This is a genomic window from Cellulomonas sp. KRMCY2, from assembly GCF_000526515.1.
Taxonomy (GTDB): domain Bacteria; phylum Actinomycetota; class Actinomycetes; order Actinomycetales; family Cellulomonadaceae; genus Actinotalea.
The window spans coordinates 3790782-3812674 of the sequence record NZ_JAGF01000001.1 but is presented as its reverse complement, the minus strand read 5'-3'; the positions used below and the strand labels follow the sequence as shown (position 1 = coordinate 3812674).

The following is a 21893-nucleotide window of genomic DNA, read 5'->3' as shown; positions in this document are numbered from 1 at the left end:
GCGGACGTCGCGTTCGGGAAGGTCAGCGTCTTCGACTGCCCGATCCCGGTGCCCGCACTGGCCGCGATGATCGGCGACGAGGTCGGGTCGCTGCCGAGCTCGATGCCGGGGTTGGGGCCCTTCGCCGGGGAGATCCACCTCGCCGGGTCCACAAGGCGGCCGGCATGGAGGTCGTCGCGCGCGACCTCGGGATCGGACGCGAGGACGTCATCGCGTTCGGCGACGGCGCCAACGACCTGGAGATGCTGGCGTACGCCGGAACGGCCGTCGCGATCGAGGGCGGCGACCCGCGGCTCGTCGCGCTCGCCGACCTCATCGCCCGCGGGCCGGAGCGCGCGGGGCTGGTGGCCGCGTTCGCCGAGCTCGGACTCCTGTGACGCCGTCCGCCGGGACTGCGCGCCCTGCCCGGCCGACACTCACGGCGTCGGTCGGTCAGTGCACCGGGACAGCCTCGGCGACGATCACGGAGACTCCCTTGTCGCGCAGCCGGCTGACGTCGTCCGCCGGCGTGTGGGCGTCGACGATCACGTGGTCGAAGTCGGCGACCGGCATGGTGGCGTGGAGGGCTCGCTGGGTGAACTTGGAGTGGTCGACGAAGAGGATGCGCTTCGCGGCGGCGTCGAACATCGCGCGCTTCACCAGCGCGGCGTCGTGGTGCTGGTGGAAGCAGATGTCGTCGATGATCGCGGGCGTCGACATGAACAGCACGTCGGCGCGGAGCGACCGGAGTGCTTCGAGGGTGACACTTCCCATGAAGGCGTCGCACCACTGGTAGTGCAGGCCGCCCAGGGCGATGAGGGCGATCCCCGGTTCGCCGACGAGCGCGGTGACGACCCGCTGGAAGTTGGTGATCACGGTCAGCGGCTGCCGCGTGGGCAACAGGGCCGCGAGGTGGAGCCCGGTCGTCGAGTCATCGAGGATGACGGCTTGTCCGGGCTCGACGAAGGGCAGTGCGGCGCGCGCCACCGCTTCCTTGTCGGCGTGGTGCTGACGGGCGCGGAACTCGGGGCTCGACTCGAAGAGGCTCGTGGCGAGGGCGGTGGCGACACCGCGGGACTTGCGCAGGATGCCGTGCGCCTCAAGTGTGTCGAGGTCGCGGTGCACCGTCATGGTGCTGACACCGAACGCCTCGGCGAGGTCCTCGATGCGCGCCGAGCCTTGGCTGAGGACCAGCTCGGTGATCGCTTCGTGCCGATCCTGTTGACGCGGCGTCGTCCTGCGGGCGGTGAGGCTCACACCATCTCCCTCTCAACGGGACAAACGCGTCACCAGCAGACGGCGCGGAAAGTATACGTCGATCGGTGAGGCGCCTTCTCGAATCGTGCGGCCGGCGCACGGCCGGGTGGTGCTGGGGCGGCCGGAGCCGCCCAGCAACCGACGGCTCACTCCTCGTTGGCGATGTCCCCCGAGGCCAGGTTCTTGTTGATCAGGTCGCCGATGCCCTCCAGGAAGGCGTCCTTCTCCGTGACCACGTTGGCGATGTACTGGTCGACGTTCTCCGGTGTGATCGGCGGCATGATGTAGGTGTAGGTCTTCTCGACGTCCTCGCCCCGTGCCACCTTGGCAGCCACCGCGAGACCGGCCGCCATCTCGACGCGACCGTGCTGCAGCGAGGACCCGATGAAGTCGCCCGCCTGAACGGCGGCGAGCCCGTCCTGGATGCCGTCGATGCCCACGACGGGAACCGAGGTGCCGGCCTCCTTGAGCGCCTGGACCGCACCGAGGCCCATGTCGTCGTTCTCGGCCACGATGCCGTCGATCTCGTCGCCGAAGCTGGAGATCCAGTTCTTGACCTTGTTGACGGCCTCGTCGCGCTTCCAGTTCGCGGTGTCCATGGCGAGCACCGTGATGCCGGGGTTCTCGGCGAGCACCGAGTTGATGCCCTCGGTCCGGTCGAGCTCAGGGGACGACGCGAGCGGACCCTGCAGGATGAGGATGTTCCCCTCCCCGCCGATGGCGTCGACCATCATCTGCATCTCCTGTGCGCCGGCTGCGACGTCGTCCGGCAGGACGGATGCGGTGATCAGCTCTTCGTTGGACAGCGTCGTGTTGACGGCGATCACGGGGATGTCGGCCGCCTGGGCCTGCTCGAGCTGCGGCCCGAGTGAGTCCGCCTGGACCGGCACGATGATGATCGCGTCGACCTCCTGGTTGATGAGCTGCTCGACCTGGGTCGCCTGCGTCGACACGTCGTTGCCTGCGGAGTTCCACAGCAGCTCGATGTTGTTGTCGTCGGCGTAGGCCTGCATGCCCTCCTGGCCCTGGGTGATGAACGACGACATGTCGTAGACGGTGACGCCGATGCGCAGCGGCGCGTCGGCGGCGGCGGTGCCGTCGCCGCCATCGTTCGGGGGAGCCTGGGTGTCGTCGCCGGCACCGCATCCTGCTGTGGCGAGGACGACGACCGCAGTCAGGGCGATCGCACCACGTCGTACGTTTCGGAACACCGCGTTCTCCTTAGGTTGTGGACTGTGCATGCCGGTGGGACTGATCAGGCTGATGGGTTGGTGCGGTGTGGGGTCCGTCATGTGCGGTTCCTTCGGGTTGCCCACATGTCGACGGCCACCGCCGCGACGATCAGGACGCCGCTGATGACCGCTTGCCAGTACGCCGGGACCACGAGGATGTCGAGGCCGTTGTTGAGCGTCTGGATCAGCAGGAGGCCGAGCAGCGTGCCCCAGACGGTGCCGCGACCACCGAGGAGGCTCGCGCCCCCGATCACGACGGCGGCGATGGCGTCGAGCTCGTAGCCCTGGCCCAGGTTCGGCGGACCGGAGATGACGCGCGAGGACAGGATGACGCCGGAGAGCCCAGCAAGGGCGCCGCTGATCACGTAGACGCTGGTCAGGGTGCGTCGCGTGTTCACGCCGGCGACCTCGGCCGCGACGCGGTTGCCGCCGACGGCGTAGACGTGCAGCCCGAACGAGGTGCGCTTCATCACCGCGGCGATCACCAGGAACCCGATGATCATCACGAGCACCGGGGCCGGGAGGCCGATGATGTTCGTGTTGGCGATCCGGCCGTACTCCGGCGGCAGCCCGTTGATCGGCGCGCCGTGCCCGACGACGTACGCCAGGCCGGACGCGGCGGTCAGCATGCCGAGGGTCGCAACGAACGGCGCGACGTTGAGCCGGCTCACGATCAGCCCGTTGACCAGCCCGGCTGCCATCCCGACCACGACCGCGAGAGTCACGGCGAGCCACAGCCGGTCGGGGTGCCCGACGACGGTCCGCGCACCGACCATCGCCGCGAGCGCGATGACGCTGCCGACCGAGAGGTCGATCCCGCCGGTGAGGATCACGACGGTCTGTCCGAGGGCCACGAGTGCGAAGGGGGCGGCCGCGATGAGGATGGTGCGCAGGTTGGAGCCGGTGGCGAACCGCGAGCTCTCGTAGGAGAAGTACCCGATGACCAGCAGCAGCACCAGCACCATCGAGTTGCGGATCAGCAGCTCCTCGATGCGCGCCCGGTTCCACCGTCGCGTGCCCGGGGCGTGGTCGTCGACCGACAGGTCGACCCTCTGGCCGGGGGTCGTCGATGTGCTCACGGGGTGCTCCTTGTCGTGCCGGACGATGGGGGGGCTGCGGGCTGGGTGCCGTCGGGCAGCCCGTCCTGGGTGGACACGCTTGCGAGGTGCCCGCTCGCAAGACGGAAGATCTGCTCCTGGGCGTCGTCACGGTCGAGCTGCTCGCGACTGAGCTCGCCGGCGACCATGCCCCCGCGCACGACGAGCACGCGATGACTGAGGCCGATCAGCTCGGGCATGTCCGAGCTGACGAGCACGACGGCGAGCCCTGCCTCGGCCAGGCGTCGGATGATGTCGTAGATCTCGCCGCGCGCGCCGACGTCAACACCTCGGGTCGGTTCGTCGAGCAGGAGGACCTTCGCGTTCTGGGTGAGCCAGCGGGCCAGGACGACCTTCTGCTGGTTGCCACCGGACAGCGTCCCCACGCTCTGCTCCAGGTTGCGTGCGCGAAGCGAGACCGACGACATCGCCGCACCCACGGCTGCTCGGCGCCGGCGTGGCCTGATCCAGCCGGCCGTGGTGAAGGCCGAGAGGTGCGGCAGGCTCCCGTTGTCGAGGACAGACTGGGTCAGGACCAGGCCGGCGCCCTTGCGGTCCTCGGGGACCAGGGCGACCCCGGCGCGGATCGCCTGTGCCGGCGCGTTGCGCGGGACCGTCCGCCCTGCGACCTCGATGGTGCCCGCCGCCGAGCGACGTACCCCGAAGAGCGCTTCGACGATCTCGGTCCGGCCCGCACCGACGAGCCCGCCGAGCCCGAGGATCTCGCCCTTCCGGACGGTGAGGTCCACGGCGACGCCGTCACGCTCCAGCTGCAGTCCGCGCACGCTGAGCCCGACCTCGGTCGAGGGTGTGCTGACGTCGGGGAAGAGGGAACCGAGGTCGCGCCCGATCATGGCGCGGACGATGGCCTCGTCGTCAGTCTCGCGCAGGGAGGCGTCGAGCACCATCCGCCCGTCGCGCAGCACGACCACCTGGTCGGCGAGCTCCTGGATCTCCTCCATCCGGTGGGTCGTGTAGACCATCGCCACGCCCTGTGAGGTGAGCCGTCGCACCACCGCGTAGAGGCGGCTGACCTCGCGCTCCGGGATGGACGACGTCGGCTCGTCGAGCAGGAGGACCTTCGCCCCCCACGTGGTCGCCTTCGCGATCTCCACGATCTGGGTGAGCGCCACGGACAGCCGGCCCATGCGGGTCCGCGGGTCGACGTCCACCTCGTAGACGGCGAGCATCTCGCGTGCCTTGCGCGCCATGGCCCTGTGGTCGAGCAGGCCGGCACGGCCGTGCAGCTCCCGGCCGACGAAGAGGTTCTCGTAGACCGTCAGGTCGGGGTAGGGGGCCAGCTCCTGCGGCACGATGCCGACGCCGAGGGCTCGGGCATGGATCGGGTCGGCGTGCAGCAGCTCCTGGCCTCGCACGACGACCTGACCGGCGTCCTGCCGGTACTGGCCGCTGACGATCTTCATCAGCGTCGACTTCCCGGCCCCGTTCTCACCGGCGAGGCCGGTCACCTGACCGGGAAGGACGCTGAAGCCGACCCCGAGCAGCACGGGAACGCCACCGAAGGCCTTGTGCAGGTCCCGAACCTCGAGAGCTGGGGTTTCCAAGGGAGGGCTCGCCTTCTGTGGACTCCGTCATCCGCCACCGGCACGTCATGCTGGTGTTGGCACCGTCGCACATCCAGATGTTGGTTGTAAAGGCCCTTGACGAGATTTCTCACATGTGACATGTTCCATACGCGGCCTCGGCTGCATGTTTGTCACGTCAACTACGTTCTCGACAACACCGCCCTGTGATGATCGGGGAAGAGGGATGCTGCCATGACCCGGCTCTACGACGACCCAGCTGAATTCATGGAGGACATGCTCGCCGGGTTCCTGGACGCCCACCGCGACCGGGTCACCGGCGTGCCGGGCGGTGTGGTGCGCTCCACGCAGACCGCGCCCGGCAAGGTCGCCGTCGTGGTCGGCGGCGGGTCGGGCCACTACCCCGCGTTCTGCGGTGTGGTCGGGCCGGGCTTCGCGGACGGGGCGGTCGTCGGCAACATCTTCACATCGCCCTCGGCCGAGGACGCCTACTCGGTGGGCCGCGCCGCGAGCGGTGGGGGCGGCGTGGTCATCACCTCCGGCAACTACGCCGGCGACGTGATGAACTTCACGCAGGCCCAGGAGCGGCTCACGGCCGAGGGGATCGAGGCCCGGGTCGTCTTCGTCACGGACGACGTGGCGAGCGCTCCGGTGTCGGACGTCGCCAAGCGCCGGGGGATCGCCGGGGACTTCGTGGTCTTCAAGGCGATGGGTGCCGCGGCCGAGGAGGGCTGCTCCCTCGACGAGGTCGTACGCATCGGCATCAAGGCGAACGACCGCACCCGGACCCTCGGTGTCGCGTTCGCGGGCTGCACGATGCCGGGCGCCGACCACCCGTTGTTCACCGTCCCGGTCGGGAAGATGGGCGTCGGCCTCGGCATCCACGGCGAGCCAGGGGTGTCCGAAGACGCCATCCAGCCGGCCGCGGACCTGGCCCGCCGGCTGGTGGACGGCGCCATCGCCGAGCTGGAGCTGGGCGAGAACCCCCGCGTCGGCGCCATCCTCAACGGGCTTGGCGCGACCAAGTACGAGGAGCTCTTCGTCGTCTGGAAGACGGTCAGCGCGCTGTTGCGCGAGCGTGGCGTGACGATCGTCGACCCCGAGGTCGGGGAGCTCGTGACCAGCCTCGACATGGCCGGCTGCTCGCTGACGCTCGTGGCCCTCGACGACGAGCTGGAGCGGCTGTGGCGCGCCCCTGCCGACACGCCCGCGTACCGCAAGGCGGCGGGAAGCGCCGTCGGATGGGCGGCCGGCGAGCGGCGGCACGAGTCCGTGGACGACGCCCTCACCGGGGGAGAAGCGCATGCCGTCGCGACCGCGGCGTCGGTCGCGTGCGCCGCGCGGGCGTTCCGCGCCCTCACGGAGATGCAGACCGCGCTGGTCGAGGTCGAGGACGAGCTGGGCCGCATCGACGCGATCGCCGGCGACGGCGACCACGGGCGCGGCATGGTCAAGGGCATCGCCGCCGCAGTGGGCGCCGCCCGTCCGTGTGCCGACGACGGTTCCGGTGTGGCGACCCTCCTCCGTTCCGCGGGCAGGGCCTGGCAGACCAAGGCCGGCGGCACGTCCGGTGCGCTGTGGGGCGCCGCTCTCATCGCGGTGGGCGACCGGCTCGGCGACGAGCGGGACGAGATCGCGGGCGCGGACGTCGTTGCGGCGTTGCGCGCCGGGCAGGACGCCATCCAGCGCCTCGGCAAGTGCGAGCTCGGGGACAAGACGATGCTCGACGCCCTGGGTCCGTTCGTCACCGCCCTGGAACGCGACGTGTCCGCGGGACGAACCCTGCCCGCGGCGTGGGCCGCGGCGGCGGTGGTGGCCGAGCGTGCTGCGAAGGACACGGCGCCGATGACCCCGCGGGTCGGCCGCGCACGTCCGCTGGCCGAGCGCAGCATCGGGACTCCCGACGCCGGAGCGACCTCCCTGGCCCTGTGCCTGGGGGTCGCGGGTCGGGCGCTCGCCGTCGGTGTCACCGACGAGGCATGAGATGACCGACGGATGGCGCGTCGTCGTGGGCAGCGACAGCGCGGGCCTCTCCTACAAGGACCAGCTCAAGGCCGACCTCGAGCGCGACGACCGTGTGGCCCAGGTGATCGACGTGGGCGTCGGGAGCGGTGACCAGACGGCGTACCCGCACATCGCTGTCGCGGCCGCCCGGATGATCGCCGACGGCCGCGCCGACCGTGCGCTGCTCCTGTGTGGTACGGGCCTGGGCGTGGCGATCAGTGCGAACAAGGTGCCGGGGATCCGGGCCGTGACGGCTCATGACAGCTACTCGGTCGAGCGGGCCGTGCTGAGCAACGATGCGCAGGTCCTCTGCTTCGGGCAGCGCGTGATCGGCATCGAGCTCGCGCGCCGACTGGCCCGGGAGTGGCTCGGATACCGGTTCGACAGCTCGTCCGCCTCGGCGATCAAGGTTGAGGCGATCCGCTCCTACGAGCCCGACGCGGGCGACCCTCAGATGGCGGCCGATGCCGTCGCGCCCGAGCTGGACGCGTGCACCACCCCGGGCGGCACCGTCGACCCCCGGCATCCGTGACCCCCGTCGAACCCGCACGACCACACCTTGGAGAAGCCATGACCGACACCGCACCATCCATCGACTTCACGTTCAGCCTCGGCGGCAAGGTGGCCCTGGTCACGGGCGGGGCCTCGGGCATCGGCGCCGCGATCGCCTCAGCTTTTGCCCGCAAGGGTGCGACGGTCGCCGTCGTGGACCTGGACGAGGCGGCTGCGCAGCGGATGGCCGAGGAGCTGGGCGGCCGTGCCTTTGCGTGTGACGTCGCGGACCCGGCATCCGTCGAGCGCACGGTCTCCGACGTCGTCGCGGCCTTTGGCCGGATCGACATCCTGGTCAACAGCGCGGGCATCGTGGCGCTGGCGCCCGCCGAGGACCTCACGCTCGCGGACTGGCAGCGGACGCTCGCCGTGAACCTCACCGGCACCTTCCTGATGGCGCAGGCGGCCGGGCGGCTCATGCTCGGGGCCGGCGCGGGCACGATCATCAACCTGGCGTCCCAGGCCGGTTCGGTGGCACTCGACCAGCACGTGGCGTACTGCACGTCGAAGTTCGGCGTGATCGGCCTGACCAAGGTGCTCGCATCGGAGTGGGCGGGCCGCGGCGTCACGGTGAACACCATCTCGCCGACGGTCGTCCTGACCGACCTGGGACGCAAGGCATGGGACGGGCCCAAGGGCGACGCGCTCAAGAAGCTGATCCCGACCGGCCGGTTCGCGTACCCCGACGAGATCGCCGCCGCCGCGGTGTTCCTCGCGTCCGCGGAAGCCGCAATGATCAACGGGGCCGACCTGATCGTGGACGGCGGCTACACGATCCGCTAGAAGACGGACTGCACGCGTGGGCCAGAGGTCGCAGGTTCGCATCCTGGCCCCGTGACACGTGAAGCTTCAGTTCAGAGGCCCTTTCGATCGTCGGATCGAGAGGGCCTCCGGCGTTGGTGTCACGAGATGTCAACGAGGCTGCCGGCGGACGACCCACGACGCGGGCGGACCGGGATGACGCGGAGTCACCCCTCGCGGCGGCTCGGCGATGGGACGGCCCCCGCCGACTGCGCGGCCGATGGTCTGCCTGGTCCAGGGTTGACAGGTTGACCGGGCAAGTGGAACGGTGGAGTCGATCGGGAGGACCTCTCGGCAGAGACCTCACAACGGAAGGCACCAAGGGCATGAACAGTTGGATGCGCACGTCCGGTGTGGCCGCACTCGCGGTGGCCGCGCTCGCTCTCTCCGCATGCTCGTCCGGCGACACCACCGGCGACACCACCGGTGGCGATCCCACCGAGAGCACCGGTGGCGGGGATGCTGCCGACACCTACGTGATCGGCTACGACTCCTACTTCGTCGGCAACACCTGGTCGGCCCAGCTCGAGGCCGAGTTCACCTCCGCCACGGTGCGCGAGTCGGATCGGATCTCCGACGTCGTCATCACGCAGTCGGACAACGACGCTCAGACACAGATCAGCAACCTCCAGTCGATGATCGCTCGGGACGTCGATGCGATCATCGTGACTCCGATCTCCCCAGAGGGCATTGCGCCCGTCATCGAGCAGGCCGAGGCGGCCGGCATCGTCGTCGTCCTGAATGCCTCCGGTGCCGCGACCGACGCGTACTCGTCGTACGTGAACGTCGACGACGTGAAGTTCGGCGCGACGGGCGCCGAGTGGCTCGTCGAGAAGCTCGGCGGCTCCGGCAAGATCCTGGCGATCAACGGGATCGCCGGTATCCCGACGAGCGACCTGCGCTACCAGGGCGCCAAGGAGGTCTTCGACGCCAACCCGGGGATCGAGATCGTCTCGACGATCGACGGCAGCTGGGACCAGGCGACGACCAAGACAGCCGTCGAGTCCTTCCTCGCCGCCAACCCCGACGTCGACGGCGTGTGGTCCCAGGGTGGCTCGATGACGCTGGGGGCGATCGAGGCGTTCGAGGCGGCGGGTGTGCCTCTGGTCCCGATGACGGGGGAGGACAGCAACGGCTTGCTCAAGAAGTGGCAGACCCTCTTGGACGAGGGGGCCACGACGTTCGACTGCATCGCGGTCGCCAAGCCGACGTGGATCTCCGCCGCTGCCCTGGAGAGCGCTCTTGCGATCCTGGATGGCGAGGACGTCGTCAAGGACGACATCCTCGAGCCTGAGGTCATCACGAAGGACAATCTCGACGAGTTCGTCCGACCCGACCTCCCGGACAGCCTCTGGGTCAACACCCGGATGACGGACGACGAGATCAACGCACTGTTCTCGTAGGCCGGACGGCCCACATCCGGACCACGTTGAGAGAGGACTTCGCCCGGTGGATGAAGCAGCAGTGACGTGCCAGAGCGTCGCGAAGTCGTTCGGCGCCACACGCGCCGTCCGCGACGTCAGCTTCAGCCTCCAGCCGGGCGAGGTCCTCGCTCTCGTGGGGGAGAACGGTGCTGGGAAGTCGACGTTGATGAACCTTGTCTCTGGTGGCATGCACCCGGACTCCGGGAGCATCGCCGTCGCCGAACCGCGTGGAGCTCGCGCCCGCCGGGTGGCGATGGTCCACCAGGAGCTCAGCCTGTTCGCCAACCTCACGGTGGCCGAGAACCTCGAGATCGATCGTCCGGAGCATGGCGCGGTGGTCGACGAACGCGCCTCCCACACCCGTGCCATCCGAGTCCTGGCGGACCTGGGTGTCTCGATCGATGTGGATGCCACGGTCGGGGACCTCAGCCCGGGGCAGCGTCAGCTGGTCGAGGTGGCCAAGGCGGTCGCGGTTCCGCCGACGCTGCTCATCCTCGACGAGCCCACCTCGTCCCTCGAGGGGCCACAGGTTGAGCTGTTGTTCGCTGCGGTCCGGCGGCTCAGCATGCAGGGGACGGCGGTCGTGTTCGTCTCGCACCGCATGGAGGAGCTCTTCGCTCTGTGCACTCGCGTGCTCGTCATGCGTGACGGAGCCCAGGTGGCATTCGGTGACCTGGGCAGGCACACCAGGGGGTCGCTCGTCGAGCTGATGGTCGGTCGGGAGACCGACAGCTTCTATCCTGAGCGAACCGAGGTCGACCTCGGTGCACCGGCGCGGGTTTCGCTCCGCGAGGTGAGCGTGGATCGCAGGATCGTCGACGTCTCGCTCGACTTCCCCGGCGGCGTCATCACGGCGATTGCCGGGCTGGAGGGCCACGGGCAGGCGCTGGTGGCTGAGGTCCTGGCGGGAGCGGTGGCGCCAACGGCAGGCCGAGTGCTGGTGTCCGGCCACCCTGTCCGCCTCGGTTCCCCACGCGTGGCGGTGCGTCATGGCATCGGGTACATCCCGCCGGACCGCCGTCTTGAGGGTCTGCTGCTCGAGAAGTCGGTGGCCGCGAACCTCATCCTGGCGGCTGCTCGACGCCTGTTCCGGTTCGGTCTCGTCTCGCGGCGCCGGGAACGCCAGGTGACCGGGGAGATCATCAACCGCCTCTCGATCAAGTGCGCGTCCACCGCGCAGGCCGCCATCGACCTCTCCGGTGGCAACCAGCAGAAGGTCCTGGTCGGTCGGTGGCTCCTCTACGACGACCTGCGGATCCTGGTCCTGAACGATCCGACCCGCGGGGTGGACGTCGGTTCCCGGGTGCAGATCTACGCCGTCATCCGCGAGCTCGCAGCGCGGGGCGTCGCGGTCGTCCTGGTCTCGACCGACTTGCAGGAGATCCTCGGTCTCAGCGACCAGGTCTACGTCATGTACGCGGGTCGGGTGACCGGACGACTCGACACGGTCGGCTCCACAGAGTCAGCCGTCATGCACCTCGCCACCGGAGGGGGCGTTCGTGCCTAGCCCGATCTCGACCACCGCGCAGCGAGCGATCGGACGCGCACTTCCCCTGTGGGCGGTCGCCGTCGGGATCGTCGTCGCGGCAGGCTGGGCGCTGCCCGCCTTCCGCAACCCGGTCAGCATCAACTCCCTGCTCGTGTCCCTCGCGCCGATCGTCCTCATCTCCGTCGGCCAGGGCATCGCCGTCATGTCCGGGGGCATCGACCTGAGCGTCGGCGCCGTTGCGGGGCTGGCGACGGTCGTCCTCACCCTCGGGGCGAAGGTTCCCGGTGGGACGGGCACTGCGCTCGTCCTCGCCCTCATCGCCGGAGTGCTCGCCGGCCTCGTCAACGGGCTCGGGGTGGTCGCGGGCATCAACCCCCTGCTCATGACGTTCGCCCTCGCCGGTGTCATCCAGGGTGGCGCGCTGCTCCTGCAGGACCTGCCCGGCACGGCCATGCCCTCCGACCTGGTGCGCGCCCTGGGCGCAACGGTCGGGTCGGTTCCCGTGACCGCACTCGTCGCCCTGGTCGTCCTGGTCGCGGTCTGGCTCTGGATGAGCCAGACCCGGGCCGGCCGCGTGCTCCAGAGCGCCGGGTACGACGGCCGGATCGCCACGCGCCTCGGACTACCGGTCGCCCGGTCCACCCTCGTGTCCTACGGGCTCTCCGGGCTGCTGGCGGCGATGGGCGGCCTGGCCATCGTCACGCGGACCTACAGCGCCGACGCCCTCATCGGGGCCTCCTCGGTCATCGACTCAGTCGCCACCGTGCTGGTGGCGGGCATCGTCATCACCGGCGGGGTGGGTTCGCTGCTGAGCATCCTGCCCGCGGCCCTGGTCATCGCCGTCATGGGCCAGGTCATCACCCTGACCGGGACGAACGCGTACTACCAGACCATCTTCAAGGGCGTGCTGCTCGTGCTCGCGGTGAGCGTCTACCAGCTATCCGGTCAGCGGCTGCGGATCCCGTGGCGGTTGCGCCGCCCGGCCGTGGCCTCAGGGAGGAGCGAGCGATGACCGGACTGGTTGCCGCGGTCCGGAGGGTCCCCGTACAGCTGTGGGTCGCCTACGGGCTCACCGCAGCCTGTGTCGTGCTGCTCGGCGTGAGCTCTCCCAGCGGGTTCGACCTCGACCGCATGCTGCGCATCCTCTCGAACGCGGCACCCTTGGGTGTGGTCGCCATCGCGCAGACGCTGGTCATCATCAACCGTGGCCTCGACCTCTCGGTCGGGCCGGTGATGAACACCGCGGGGATCCTCACGGCTGTCCTGTCCGCACGGGCGGGCGCCAGCCTCACGACGACCACGCTCATGGTGCTCGCCGTCGGGGCGGCGATCGGTGCTGTCAACGGCGTCCTGCTGGCGTTCACGTCGATCCCGCCCCTGCTCGGGACCCTTGCGACCGCCACCGTGATCCAGGGTGTCTACTTCCTCGTCACCCGTGGTCAGCCGCGCGGCATGATCCCTGCCGAGCTGCGCACCCTGGCCGACGGGCGGATCGGCGGCAGCCCGCTATCGTGGTCCCTCGTCCTGTGGATCGTCCTGCTCGTGGTGGTCGGGTTCGTGCTCAGCACGAGCGTGGCCGGCCGCCGGTTCCAGGCGGTCGGGGCGAACCCGCGAGCCTCGTGGTTGTCCGGGGTACCGGTGCGGTCGCACACGGTGACGGCCTACGTCGTGTCCGGACTGCTCGCCTCGGCCGCAGGGATCCTGCTGATCGCGTACTCGGGGTCACCTTCGCTGACGGCAGCGGACAGCTACGCACTCAACTCCGTCGTCGCCGCAGTGATCGGCGGAGCCGCACTGTCGGGGGGGAGCGGTGGGATGGTCGGGACGTTCGCGGGAGTCGCCGTCCTTGCCTTCCTCACGACCGTGCTCAACTCCTTCGGCATCCCGTCCCCGGTGCAGCTGATCGTCAGTGGTTCGGTTCTCATCGGCATGCTCTTCCTGAACAGCCGGATCGCCGCGAGGAGGCGTCGCTCGTGACCAGATGGAACGACCTGACTTGGCCAGAGGTCCGGGCCGCCGTCGATCGAACCCCGTGGGTGCTGCTGGCGTTCGGTGCCGTCGAGGAGCACGGCCCGCATCTGCCGCTCGGCACGGACACCTTCGCCGCAGAGGAGCTGTCCAGCCGGATCGCGGAGGCGGCCGACCTGATCGAGCTGCCCGTGATGCCCTACGGCCAGGTGTGGTCCCTGGAGCACTTCGACGGCAGCCTGTCGATCAGCGACGAGACGATCGTCGCCCTCGTCACCGACCTCGCCCGCGGCCTGGAGCGGGTCGGCGTCAAGGGCCTCGTCCTGTTCTCCGCCCATCTGGGCAACGTTGCCGCGCTGAAGAAGGCGACGAGGGTGCTGGCCGAGACCGGCGGCCTGCCGGCCATCTCGATGGCCTACCCCGGCCTGTCGACCATCGTCCGGCAGGTGAGCGAGGCGCCGCAGAGCCACCCGACGATCATGCACTCGGACGAGATCGAGACCTCGGTCATGCTCCACCTGCGGAAGGAGTGCGTGCAGATGGACAGGGCCGTCAGTGAGTACCCGACCTATCCTGCGCACTTCGACAGTGCTCCGGTCCGCTGGGACGCGGTGAGCAGCACGGGCGTCTTCGGCGACGCGACGGCGGCGACCGCGGACAAGGGCGAGCGGGTCGTCGAGCATGTGGTGGGCGTGGCCCGCGGGATCATCGAGCAGTGGAAGGCCGCGGTCTCGTGAGCGAGCCACGACCGATCGGCGTCGATGTCTTCGACCCCATCGACCCGCTGTCCCCGGTGGCGCGGTACCGCCAGATCTCCGATCGGCTCGCCTCGATGATCACCGATGCCGATCCGGGGACCCGCGTCCCCTCCGAGCCGGAGATCGTCGCGCGACTGGGGGTGTCCCGGGCGACTGCGACGCAGGCGCTGCGCGACCTCGAGCAGCGCGGGCTGGTTGTCCGGCGGCAGGGGAAGGGCACCTTCGTCGCTGAGAGCGAACGGGCGATCCGCACGAACCGGACCGGCACGCTTCCCTCGTTCAGCGAAGACCTGCGCAAGGCCGGTCGCAGCACCCGGGAGCGGGTCATCGCCCTGGACGTGGTCGGCGCCCCGGAGGACGTCGCTACTGCCCTTGCCATCCCGGCAGGGCGCGACGTGTGGCGCGTCGAACGGGTGATCGTCGGCGACGACGAGCCTGTCGTCCACCTCATCTCGTGGCTGCCCTGTGCCGTGTTCGGCACGCTCACCCGGACCGGGATCGAGCAGACATCCCTGTACGAGCAGCTCCGGACCGCCGACGGCTCGCCCTTGCGCCCGTGCGCCGCCGACGAGAGCTGGAGCGCCGAGACGGCGCCTCCGGCGACCGCAACGCTTCTCGAGCTTCCCAAGAACCGACCGGTGATGAAGGTGGTGCGTACCGCCTTCCTGCATGACGGGACGGCAGCGGAGCACTCGATCGCCTACGTCCGGGGCGAGACGTTCGCCGTGTCCATGCGGATCGACGCCCACAACCACGCCGGCCGGCGCCTCGGCCAGCTCTCACCCCTTCTGCGATGACATCTCCGCTGAGCCTGGGGATCGACCTGGGCACGACGAGCGTCAAGGTGGCGGCGCTGACCGGCGCCGGTCAGCTCGCCGGTGCCGCGGCCTCGCACCACGGGATCGAGGAGCACACCGATGGCGTCCAGGCCGACCCGGGTGTCTGGTGGGCGTCCTTGCTGCGCGCCCTCTCCGACCTCGGTGACCAGGTGGACCTCACGCGCGTGTGCACCATCGGGTTCAGCGGGAACATGAGCTCGGTGGTCCTGGTCGACGAGGCGAACAAGCCGCTGGGTCCGGCGCTCCTGCTGGCCGACCCGCGGGGCGCCGACGAGATTGCGCGGCTCTCCGACGAGATCCGGCGCCAGATCCTCGAAGCAACGGGCAACGAGCCGGGCACCGTCTTCGCACTGTCGAGCCTGCTGTGGTGGCGCGAGCACGACCCGGAGACCATGACGCGCGCCACCGCCTGGCTGTCCGCCAAGGACTACCTCCGCCTTGGGCTGACCGGCGACGTGGCGACCGATCCGACAGACGCATACAACTCGCTGCTGTTGCGTGACGGGCAGTGGGACGACGCGCTGATTGCCGCGGTCGGCCTCGAGCGCCGGATCTTCCCGCCGCTACTGGCCAGCGATGCGGTCGCAGGGCGCCTGCACGCGCAGGCCGCCGCCGTCACCGGCCTCCCCGTTGGCGTCCCTATCGCCACCGGGTCAGGTGACGTCGCGGCTGCGCTCGCGGGGATGGGCGGCCTGTCGGCCGGCACTCTCGCGGTGTCCCTCGGGACCTCGGTGACCCTCATGGCCGCCCTCGGCGAAGGCCCGCGACCGAGCCTGCCGCAGGACGCCCAAGGCGCGTTGACCGTGCACCCTGCCGCAGACGGCTCCTGGTTCGCGCTCGGCTCACTGCTCACCGGCGGCCTGGCGCTGAACTGGCTGCGCTCGCTCGTCGGGTCCGATGCGCTCACCGATGCGGGCCCCGACCCGGACCCCGGTGACCTGCTCATGTTCTTGCCCTACCTCGCAGGGACTGGCAGCCCCGACTACGTCCCCACCGCTACCGGGACGATCCTGGGCATCACGCCGGCAACGACGGCTGCGCAGATAGTCGCCGCCCTGCTCGAAGCCGTGGCCTTCGACCTGGCGGGGCTGGTTGACCGGCTCGATGGCCAGAGATGGTCACGCGTCATCGTCTCCGGTGGTGGTGGGCGCATCGCCGCGTGGCCGCAGGTCATCGCGGACATCCTCGGCACGCCGGTCGACGTGCTCGACCAGCCGGACCTGTCCGCCCTCGGCGCCGCCGTCCTGGGCTGGCGGGCGGTCGGTGACGCCGTGAGCCCCGCACTGACGACTCAGACATTCACGCAGCGATCCGCGAGTGTCCCCGCCTGGGACGTGCGGCGCCGTCGGTACGAGCTGGTCCGAGGGCTGTCCATGGACCTCGCGGAGAAGATCCTCGCTGCACAACGAAAGGCATCGGCATGATCCGAACGGTCACCGGCGACATCCACCCGGACGAGCTCGGCTTCACCTACTCGCACGAGCACCTGATCGGTGCGCCGCCAGCGGACAAGCGCGTCGACGAGGACCTGGTGGTCCTGGACCCCAGCGCGGCGCTCGAGGAGGCGCGCGCTGCGCTCGCGGTGGGCGTGCGGAGCATCTACGAGGCCTCCGCGTGGGACTACTCCCGCAACCCGGAGGAGCTCCGCCGGATCTCCCTGGCCACCGGGCTGCAGATCATTGCCTGCGGAGGCTTCAACAAGGGCGCGTGGTTCGACGATCTCCTGGCCGACGTGAGCGTGGAGGGCCTCGAGGAGCGGATCGTCGCCGATGTCGAGGCCGGGATGGACGGCACCGACGTCCGTGCAGGTGCGATCAAGTACGGCACCAGCTACAACCGCGTCTCGCCCGTCGAGGATCGCGTGCTGCGAGCTGCTGCGCGCGCCCACCGGCGGACCGGAGCCCCGCTGCACGGCCACACCGAGACCGGGACGATGGCCCTGACCCAGCTGGACATGCTCGAGGATGAGGGCGTCGACCTCACCCGGGTCGGGCTCGTCCACCTCATGCGCAACCCCGATCCCTTCCTGCACGGGCAGATCGCCGCGCGCGGCACCTACCTGTGCTACGACGGCTTCTCGAAGATCAAGTACCTGCCGGAGAGCACCCGCATCGAGGTGATCCTCGCGGTGGTCGAGGCAGGCTACGCGGACCGGGTCCTCATCGGGGGCGACCTCGCGCGCAAGACCGATCTCACCGCATACACCGGCGGCCCAGGCCAGCACTACATCGCAGGGACGTGGTTGCCCCGCTTCCGCAGCGAGCTAGGTCACCGCGGGTTCAGCGTCGAGGATGCCGACGCGCTCGTCCGGCTCTTCTTCGTGGAGAACCCCAAGCGCTACTTCTCCTTCGCCGAGCCCTACTGAGGGCCCGGAGCGCGCCTGACAGAGCCGAGTCAGGATCCGGCCCGTCGGGGCCGCCGACCGGAAGGCCGACCGTGACAGCACGTTCAGCGAGCAGCCTCTACGCATTCCCCAGCGACCTCGTCGACGAGGGCGTCGAGCAGGTCGTGCAGGTCGGCGCGAGCCTGGGGACCGGCTCCTTCGCCCTGGCGATGGCCTACCACCAGGCCCGCGATGTCGTCCCTCATGCCGGCCGCAAGCCGCGGGTCCGCTACCGCACGGACGGCGTGTTCTTCGATCCCGACGAGGCGATCTGGTCGGGCGTGCGGCTCCAGCCGCGACTCGCTCCCGTCGAGGAACGGTTGGCCGTCGCGGCACTGCTGGCCGCACGCCCACGGCCACCGGTCGAGGCGTGGACCGTCTTCCTGCACAACAGCTCGCTGGGGGAGTCGTTCCCCGAGGCAACCACCCGGACCTGCTTCGATGACCGCCTCATGTCCAACCTGTGCCCGTCCCACCCCGACGTCGTCGCCTACGCTTCGGCCCTCGCACGAGATGTCGCGTCGCGGGGCTTCGACGTCATCGCCGAGGCGCTGAGCGCCCAGACGTTCGCTCACGGGCACCACCACGAGCGGTCCTTCACCCCGCTGAGCGAGGGGGATGAAGCGCTCCTGGGACTGTGCTTCTGCGTCCACTGCGGCGCGCGCGCGGCAGCCCTCGGCAGCGACCCAGAGCGGCTCGCTGCACGGGTCCGGCGTCGGATCCAGGACGCGTTCGCCGGCGCGGAAGGGATCCCGGCGAGTCGAGATGCCATGCATGAGGTTGGTGGGGACGACGTCCAGGGCCTGCTCGCGGCCCGAACGGCGGCCGTTGCGGACCTGGCTGCCGTGGTCGCCGATAGCGTGCGGTCCGCCGGGCAGTCGCTGTCCTTCATGGACCTGACGGGCGCGGTGCTCGGTTACGCCTCCGGTGCGCCGACCGGGGCTCCGGCCGCGGACCAGGCCTGGCGCTTGGCCATCGACCCGGCCGCGATCGCAGAGCACGTCGACAGCTACACCGTGCTCGGCTATGCGACCGACACAGGCCGGCTGGCGACCGACGTGGCGTCGATCACCGCCCTCACCGGGGGAGTACCGGTCAGGGTCGTCCTGAGGCCCGGCCACCCTGACACGTCCTCGGCGGGGCATCTCGCCGCGAAGGTTGCTGCCTGCTGGGACTCCGGCGCGGCACAGGTCGACTTCTACAACTACGGGATGTACGACGCCTCCGTGCTGCGGAGGATCCCCCTCGCCCTCGAACGTGCAGGGCATCTGGCGAGGTAGGTACGAGTACCCGCACCGGTTCTCCAGATGACGGTGATCGCCGAGTCGGGTTGACGAGAGCCGCAAGGACCCTCCAGCGGGCTGGTGCCCTGCGGATCGGTTCGGGCGGCGCTGCGATCCCGGCTGAGGCCCACCAGGACCGGCTGATCCAGAACGGCATGTCCACGGCGATGGCCCAGGGCATGCGTGCCACGGCCATGGCCAAGGACGCCGACCTCGACGACGGTGCGGTGCGCACACCGCAGCGGAGCACTCCCGCGACGTTCCGCCAGTGGTGCCAGGACGTTCTCAAGCCCGCGGTCCTCGCATGAGTGCCGTCTCAGCGGCGGACGGTGCGCCGCAGCGGCCACCACGCGACCAGGCCTTCCAGCGTCGCCGGGCCAGTCATCGACCACTCTGCCGGATGCCGCTGCAGGCCTTCGCTGGTGGCGCTCGGGGCTTGTCACAGGGACGCGCGAGGTCGATATGGGGAGCCGAGGGCACGTGCGTCGAGCCTCTGCAGCGTCGCACCGATCCACGCGTCTGCCGACATGACGACCAGGCACCGTCTGACCTGTCGTGGGTACCGGCAGGCCAACGCAGCGCTCCACCGCGTCGTGATCACGGCGAGCTGGGACGTGTTCGACCGAAGCGTGCGGATCGTTGACCTCCTTGTCAGCGCACCGTGACGGTCGGCTCAGGGCTCTGGGGTGACGGGGGGTCAGACTCGGGCCCGCCGGGCTCAGGACGGATCGGGCGGCGGGGGCGCCCTCGGACGCGGGCCTGCTGCGGCACAGCGGACCTTCGCCCCGGTGCGAGGGCGGTGAGCCCGCCAGCTCCCGGAGCGCCGGCCGAGGGATTCAGCATCAGGCAGCCCGCAAGATCGGGTGGGGCGTACGTCGGTAGAAGGTCAACGTCAAGCACCGCAGATCTCAGGAAGGTAACGGAATCAGACGTCATCTTGCGGAGAGGGGAAGTGCGGGCGTAGCATCGCGCTTGATCGATTAAACAAGTTCGATCGTCGGACGCGATGCTGGCACGTCTGCTTCCGGCTCGCGCACACCGGTGAGCCGCCATACTCAAAGGAGAGTACTTTGCGCAAGTCACTCACAACTGCCGCGATGCTGGCGACAGCAGCGGTCGCACTGGCCGCCTGTTCGGGCGGTTCGACGAATTCCGACCCGTCTGCTACGGCCGATGCGTCCGGAGCCGACGGAGAGGCCGTCACGTTGCAGTTCTGGACGGGATTCACCGGAGGTGACCGGCCGGCGTACGAGGCCATTGTCGCCGACTTCAATGCCTCCCAGTCCGAGATCAAGGTTGAGTTCTCGGCTGAGCCCTGGGACTCCCTGAACCAGAAGCTTCCCTCGGCCCTGCTCACCTCCGACGGCCCGGATATCGCGACGCTGGACGGGAACTCGCTCGCGCACTTCGTCGAGACCAGCGCGATCATCCCGATCACCAACACGGGTGACGGCGACTCCGAGATCAACGTGGACCAGTTCTCGAGCGAGCTGGTGGACCAGTACAGCTATGACGGCACCCTGTACGCCGTTCCGGCCAACTTCGCCACGCTGAGCCTCTACTACAACAAGGCCCTGCTCGAGGCGAGCGGGATCACCGAACCCCCGGCGTCGCTCGAGGACTTCCAGGCGGACGCCAAGGCCCTGACGTCGGGCGACACGTACGGTCTTGTCCTTGCCGACCACGACACGATCCCGATGTGGCCCATCCTGCAGTGGATGGCCGGGGGCACCATTCTTGACGGCGATGGTTGCAGCCAGCTCGATACCGAGGAGGGGATTGCCAGCCTTCAGTCGTGGGCGGACCTCGTCGTGAACGACAAGATCTCACCGGTCGGCTTGAGCGGTGCAGAGGCCGACTCCGTGTTCTCGGCCGGCAAGGCCGCGATGGAGATGAATGGACCCTGGGCGGCGGCCGGCTACAAGGACGCAGGGATCGACCTGGGCATCGCTCCGATCCCGACAGGGGTCGACGGCCCGGTGACTTTGGGAAGCAGTGGACCGATCGGCGTCTCGGCCAAGTCGGCACATCCTGACGAGGCGCAGGCGTTCCTCGCCTACTACACGGGCAAGGTGGCCCAGCTGAAGTTCTCCCTCGCCTCTGGCTTCCCCTCCTTCCGCACGGACCTCGCGGACGAGGCGAGCCTCAAGGCTGATCCCGTGGTCTCGGTCTTCACCGACCAGGTTGCTGGGGCGCGGTTCTACCCGGGCAAGGTCCCGAACGCCAGCGCCGTCGACCTCGACGGCTACACCCCGATGATCCAGAGCATCACACGGGGCACGGCTGTCGCGGACGCGGCCAAGGAGGCCACGACGGCCATTGACGGGGCAACAGGATGCACGAAGTAGCATCCGCGCGGAACGGGGCCCGGGAAGCCAGCGCGGCTTCCCGGGCCCCGTTCCGGGGACGTGTCCGCTGGCAGCCCGCGTGGCTCTTCATGGCCCCGAGCCTGATGATCCTGGGGGTGTTCGTCGCCTTCCCCACCTTTCAGTCGTTCTGGTACAGCCTGCACGACTGGACGATTGGAGCCGCTGAGCAACCTTGGGTCGGGTGGGGGAACTACCGGCACATCGCGGCCGACCCGAGGTTCTGGGGTGCGCTGCTTCACACCGTGGAGATCACAGCGGTCTCGGTCGTGTTCATCGTGGTGATCGGCATGCTCCTGGCCACGGCTCTGTCCGGTGAGGGAATCGGCTCGCGGGCGATCCGCTCCATCTTCTTCTTCCCCACGGTTGTCTCGCTCACCGCAGTCGGGCTTGCCTTCCGATTCCTGCTCGACCCGGACATCGGCCTCGCGTCCGGCCTCGCCCAGGGACTGGGCCTGCAGCCGATTCGACTGCTGAGCTCAACCCAGTGGGCACTACCGACCATCATCGCGGTCTCGGTATGGAAGAGCGTCGGGTTCGCCATGATTGTGTTGGTCGCAGGCATCAAGGGAATCCCGCGAGAGCTCTACGAAGCGGCTCGGATCGACGGAGCCGGCTCCGTCGCCATCACTCGCTACGTGACGATTCCCGCACTGCGGCCGACGACGATGTTCGTCACTCTCATGCTGACGATCCAGTCGCTTCAGATATTTGACCTCGTCTACGTGATGACTGCAGGCGGACCTCTCTTCTCGACCGACACCCTGGTGACGAAGCTGATTCGCGACGGGTTCGTCCAGTTCAAGGCAGGGGAGGCGGCGGCGATCTCGTGGGTGCTACTTCTGCTGATCGCGATCGTCACGGCGATCCAACTTCGATACTTTAGGTACAACGATGCCGACTAGAGAAAGCACTCC

The 21893-nt window shown here is 69.4% G+C and carries 20 protein-coding genes; 16 read left to right on the top strand and 4 right to left on the bottom strand.

All coding sequences use genetic code 11. The features are described 5' to 3' along the window. The first annotated feature begins 35 nt into the window (after positions 1 to 35). Entirely contained in the window at positions 36 to 377 is a 342-nt protein-coding gene (locus K415_RS25195; RefSeq protein ID WP_369795282.1) for an HAD family hydrolase, read from the top strand. Between the two features lie 55 nt (positions 378 to 432). On the opposite strand, the gene K415_RS0117980 is transcribed toward K415_RS25195, so the two are convergent. The 4 genes from K415_RS0117980 to K415_RS0117965 form a co-directional block, all read right to left on the bottom strand. Beyond that, complete coding sequence (locus K415_RS0117980; protein ID WP_029664093.1) at positions 433 to 1236, bottom strand: DeoR/GlpR family DNA-binding transcription regulator; 804 nt, start codon at positions 1234 to 1236, stop codon at positions 433 to 435. Positions 1237 to 1382: 146 nt separating this feature from the next. Then, on the bottom strand, positions 1383 to 2447 hold the full coding sequence (locus K415_RS0117975) for a substrate-binding domain-containing protein (protein WP_024288416.1): 1065 nt from the start codon (positions 2445 to 2447) through the stop codon (positions 1383 to 1385). A gap of 77 nt (positions 2448 to 2524) precedes the next feature. Continuing rightward, positions 2525 to 3547 (bottom strand): ABC transporter permease, encoded by a 1023-nt coding sequence (locus K415_RS0117970; RefSeq protein WP_024288415.1) that lies wholly within the window; start codon positions 3545 to 3547, stop codon positions 2525 to 2527. Beyond that, positions 3544 to 5130: a sugar ABC transporter ATP-binding protein gene (locus K415_RS0117965; protein ID WP_024288414.1), complete on the bottom strand. Its 1587-nt coding sequence runs from the start codon at positions 5128 to 5130 to the stop codon at positions 3544 to 3546. Before K415_RS0117965 ends, K415_RS0117970 begins: the two co-directional genes overlap by 4 nt. 213 nt (positions 5131 to 5343) lie before the next feature. Here K415_RS0117965 and K415_RS0117955 point away from each other — a divergent pair, with 213 nt between their 5' ends. The 15 genes from K415_RS0117955 to K415_RS0117880 all read left to right on the top strand — a co-directional run bounded on the left by K415_RS0117955 (position 5344) and on the right by K415_RS0117880 (position 21881). After that, positions 5344 to 7092 carry a dihydroxyacetone kinase family protein gene (locus K415_RS0117955; protein WP_024288413.1) on the top strand — a complete coding sequence of 583 codons (1749 nt, stop codon included), beginning with the start codon at positions 5344 to 5346 and terminating at the stop codon, positions 7090 to 7092. Between the two features lies 1 nt (position 7093). After that, entirely contained in the window at positions 7094 to 7645 is a 552-nt protein-coding gene (locus K415_RS0117950; protein WP_024288412.1) for a ribose-5-phosphate isomerase, read from the top strand. Positions 7646 to 7683: 38 nt separating this feature from the next. Beyond that, positions 7684 to 8448, top strand: coding sequence for an SDR family oxidoreductase (locus tag K415_RS0117945; protein WP_024288411.1), 765 nt, complete (start codon positions 7684 to 7686; stop codon positions 8446 to 8448). A 344-nt stretch (positions 8449 to 8792) separates the two neighbouring features. Then, positions 8793 to 9869, top strand: a complete 1077-nt coding sequence (locus tag K415_RS0117940) for an ABC transporter substrate-binding protein (protein WP_081785093.1) — start codon at positions 8793 to 8795, stop codon at positions 9867 to 9869. Positions 9870 to 9930: 61 nt separating this feature from the next. Continuing rightward, entirely contained in the window at positions 9931 to 11397 is a 1467-nt protein-coding gene (locus tag K415_RS0117935) for a sugar ABC transporter ATP-binding protein (protein ID WP_024288409.1), read from the top strand. After that, the gene (locus K415_RS0117930) at positions 11390 to 12391 is read left to right on the top strand and encodes an ABC transporter permease (protein WP_024288408.1); all 1002 of its coding nucleotides are present in this window, start codon (positions 11390 to 11392) and stop codon (positions 12389 to 12391) included. Before K415_RS0117935 ends, K415_RS0117930 begins: the two co-directional genes overlap by 8 nt. After that, positions 12388 to 13356 (top strand): ABC transporter permease, encoded by a 969-nt coding sequence (locus K415_RS0117925; protein WP_024288407.1) that lies wholly within the window; start codon positions 12388 to 12390, stop codon positions 13354 to 13356. Before K415_RS0117930 ends, K415_RS0117925 begins: the two co-directional genes overlap by 4 nt. Beyond that, positions 13353 to 14084 carry a creatininase family protein gene (locus tag K415_RS0117920; protein ID WP_024288406.1) on the top strand — a complete coding sequence of 244 codons (732 nt, stop codon included), beginning with the start codon at positions 13353 to 13355 and terminating at the stop codon, positions 14082 to 14084. The genes K415_RS0117925 and K415_RS0117920 overlap by 4 nt, the downstream gene beginning before the upstream one ends. Then, a complete protein-coding gene (locus K415_RS0117915; protein ID WP_155859518.1) occupies positions 14081 to 14902 on the top strand; it encodes a GntR family transcriptional regulator in 822 nt (273 codons plus the stop codon). The genes K415_RS0117920 and K415_RS0117915 overlap by 4 nt, the downstream gene beginning before the upstream one ends. Next, positions 14899 to 16368 carry a xylulokinase gene (locus K415_RS0117910; RefSeq protein WP_024288404.1) on the top strand — a complete coding sequence of 490 codons (1470 nt, stop codon included), beginning with the start codon at positions 14899 to 14901 and terminating at the stop codon, positions 16366 to 16368. The genes K415_RS0117915 and K415_RS0117910 overlap by 4 nt, the downstream gene beginning before the upstream one ends. After that, entirely contained in the window at positions 16365 to 17309 is a 945-nt protein-coding gene (locus K415_RS0117905; RefSeq protein ID WP_029664085.1) for a phosphotriesterase, read from the top strand. Before K415_RS0117910 ends, K415_RS0117905 begins: the two co-directional genes overlap by 4 nt. A gap of 71 nt (positions 17310 to 17380) precedes the next feature. Further along, a complete protein-coding gene (locus K415_RS0117900) occupies positions 17381 to 18607 on the top strand; it encodes a hypothetical protein (RefSeq protein WP_024288402.1) in 1227 nt (408 codons plus the stop codon). A 50-nt stretch (positions 18608 to 18657) separates the two neighbouring features. Continuing rightward, positions 18658 to 18918, top strand: a complete 261-nt coding sequence (locus K415_RS0117895) for a hypothetical protein (RefSeq protein WP_024288401.1) — start codon at positions 18658 to 18660, stop codon at positions 18916 to 18918. A gap of 897 nt (positions 18919 to 19815) precedes the next feature. After that, positions 19816 to 20958, top strand: coding sequence for an ABC transporter substrate-binding protein (locus K415_RS0117885; RefSeq protein WP_051480644.1), 1143 nt, complete (start codon positions 19816 to 19818; stop codon positions 20956 to 20958). Between the two features lie 89 nt (positions 20959 to 21047). After that, positions 21048 to 21881 carry a carbohydrate ABC transporter permease gene (locus K415_RS0117880; RefSeq protein WP_034663434.1) on the top strand — a complete coding sequence of 278 codons (834 nt, stop codon included), beginning with the start codon at positions 21048 to 21050 and terminating at the stop codon, positions 21879 to 21881. Positions 21882 to 21893 lie beyond the last annotated feature (12 nt).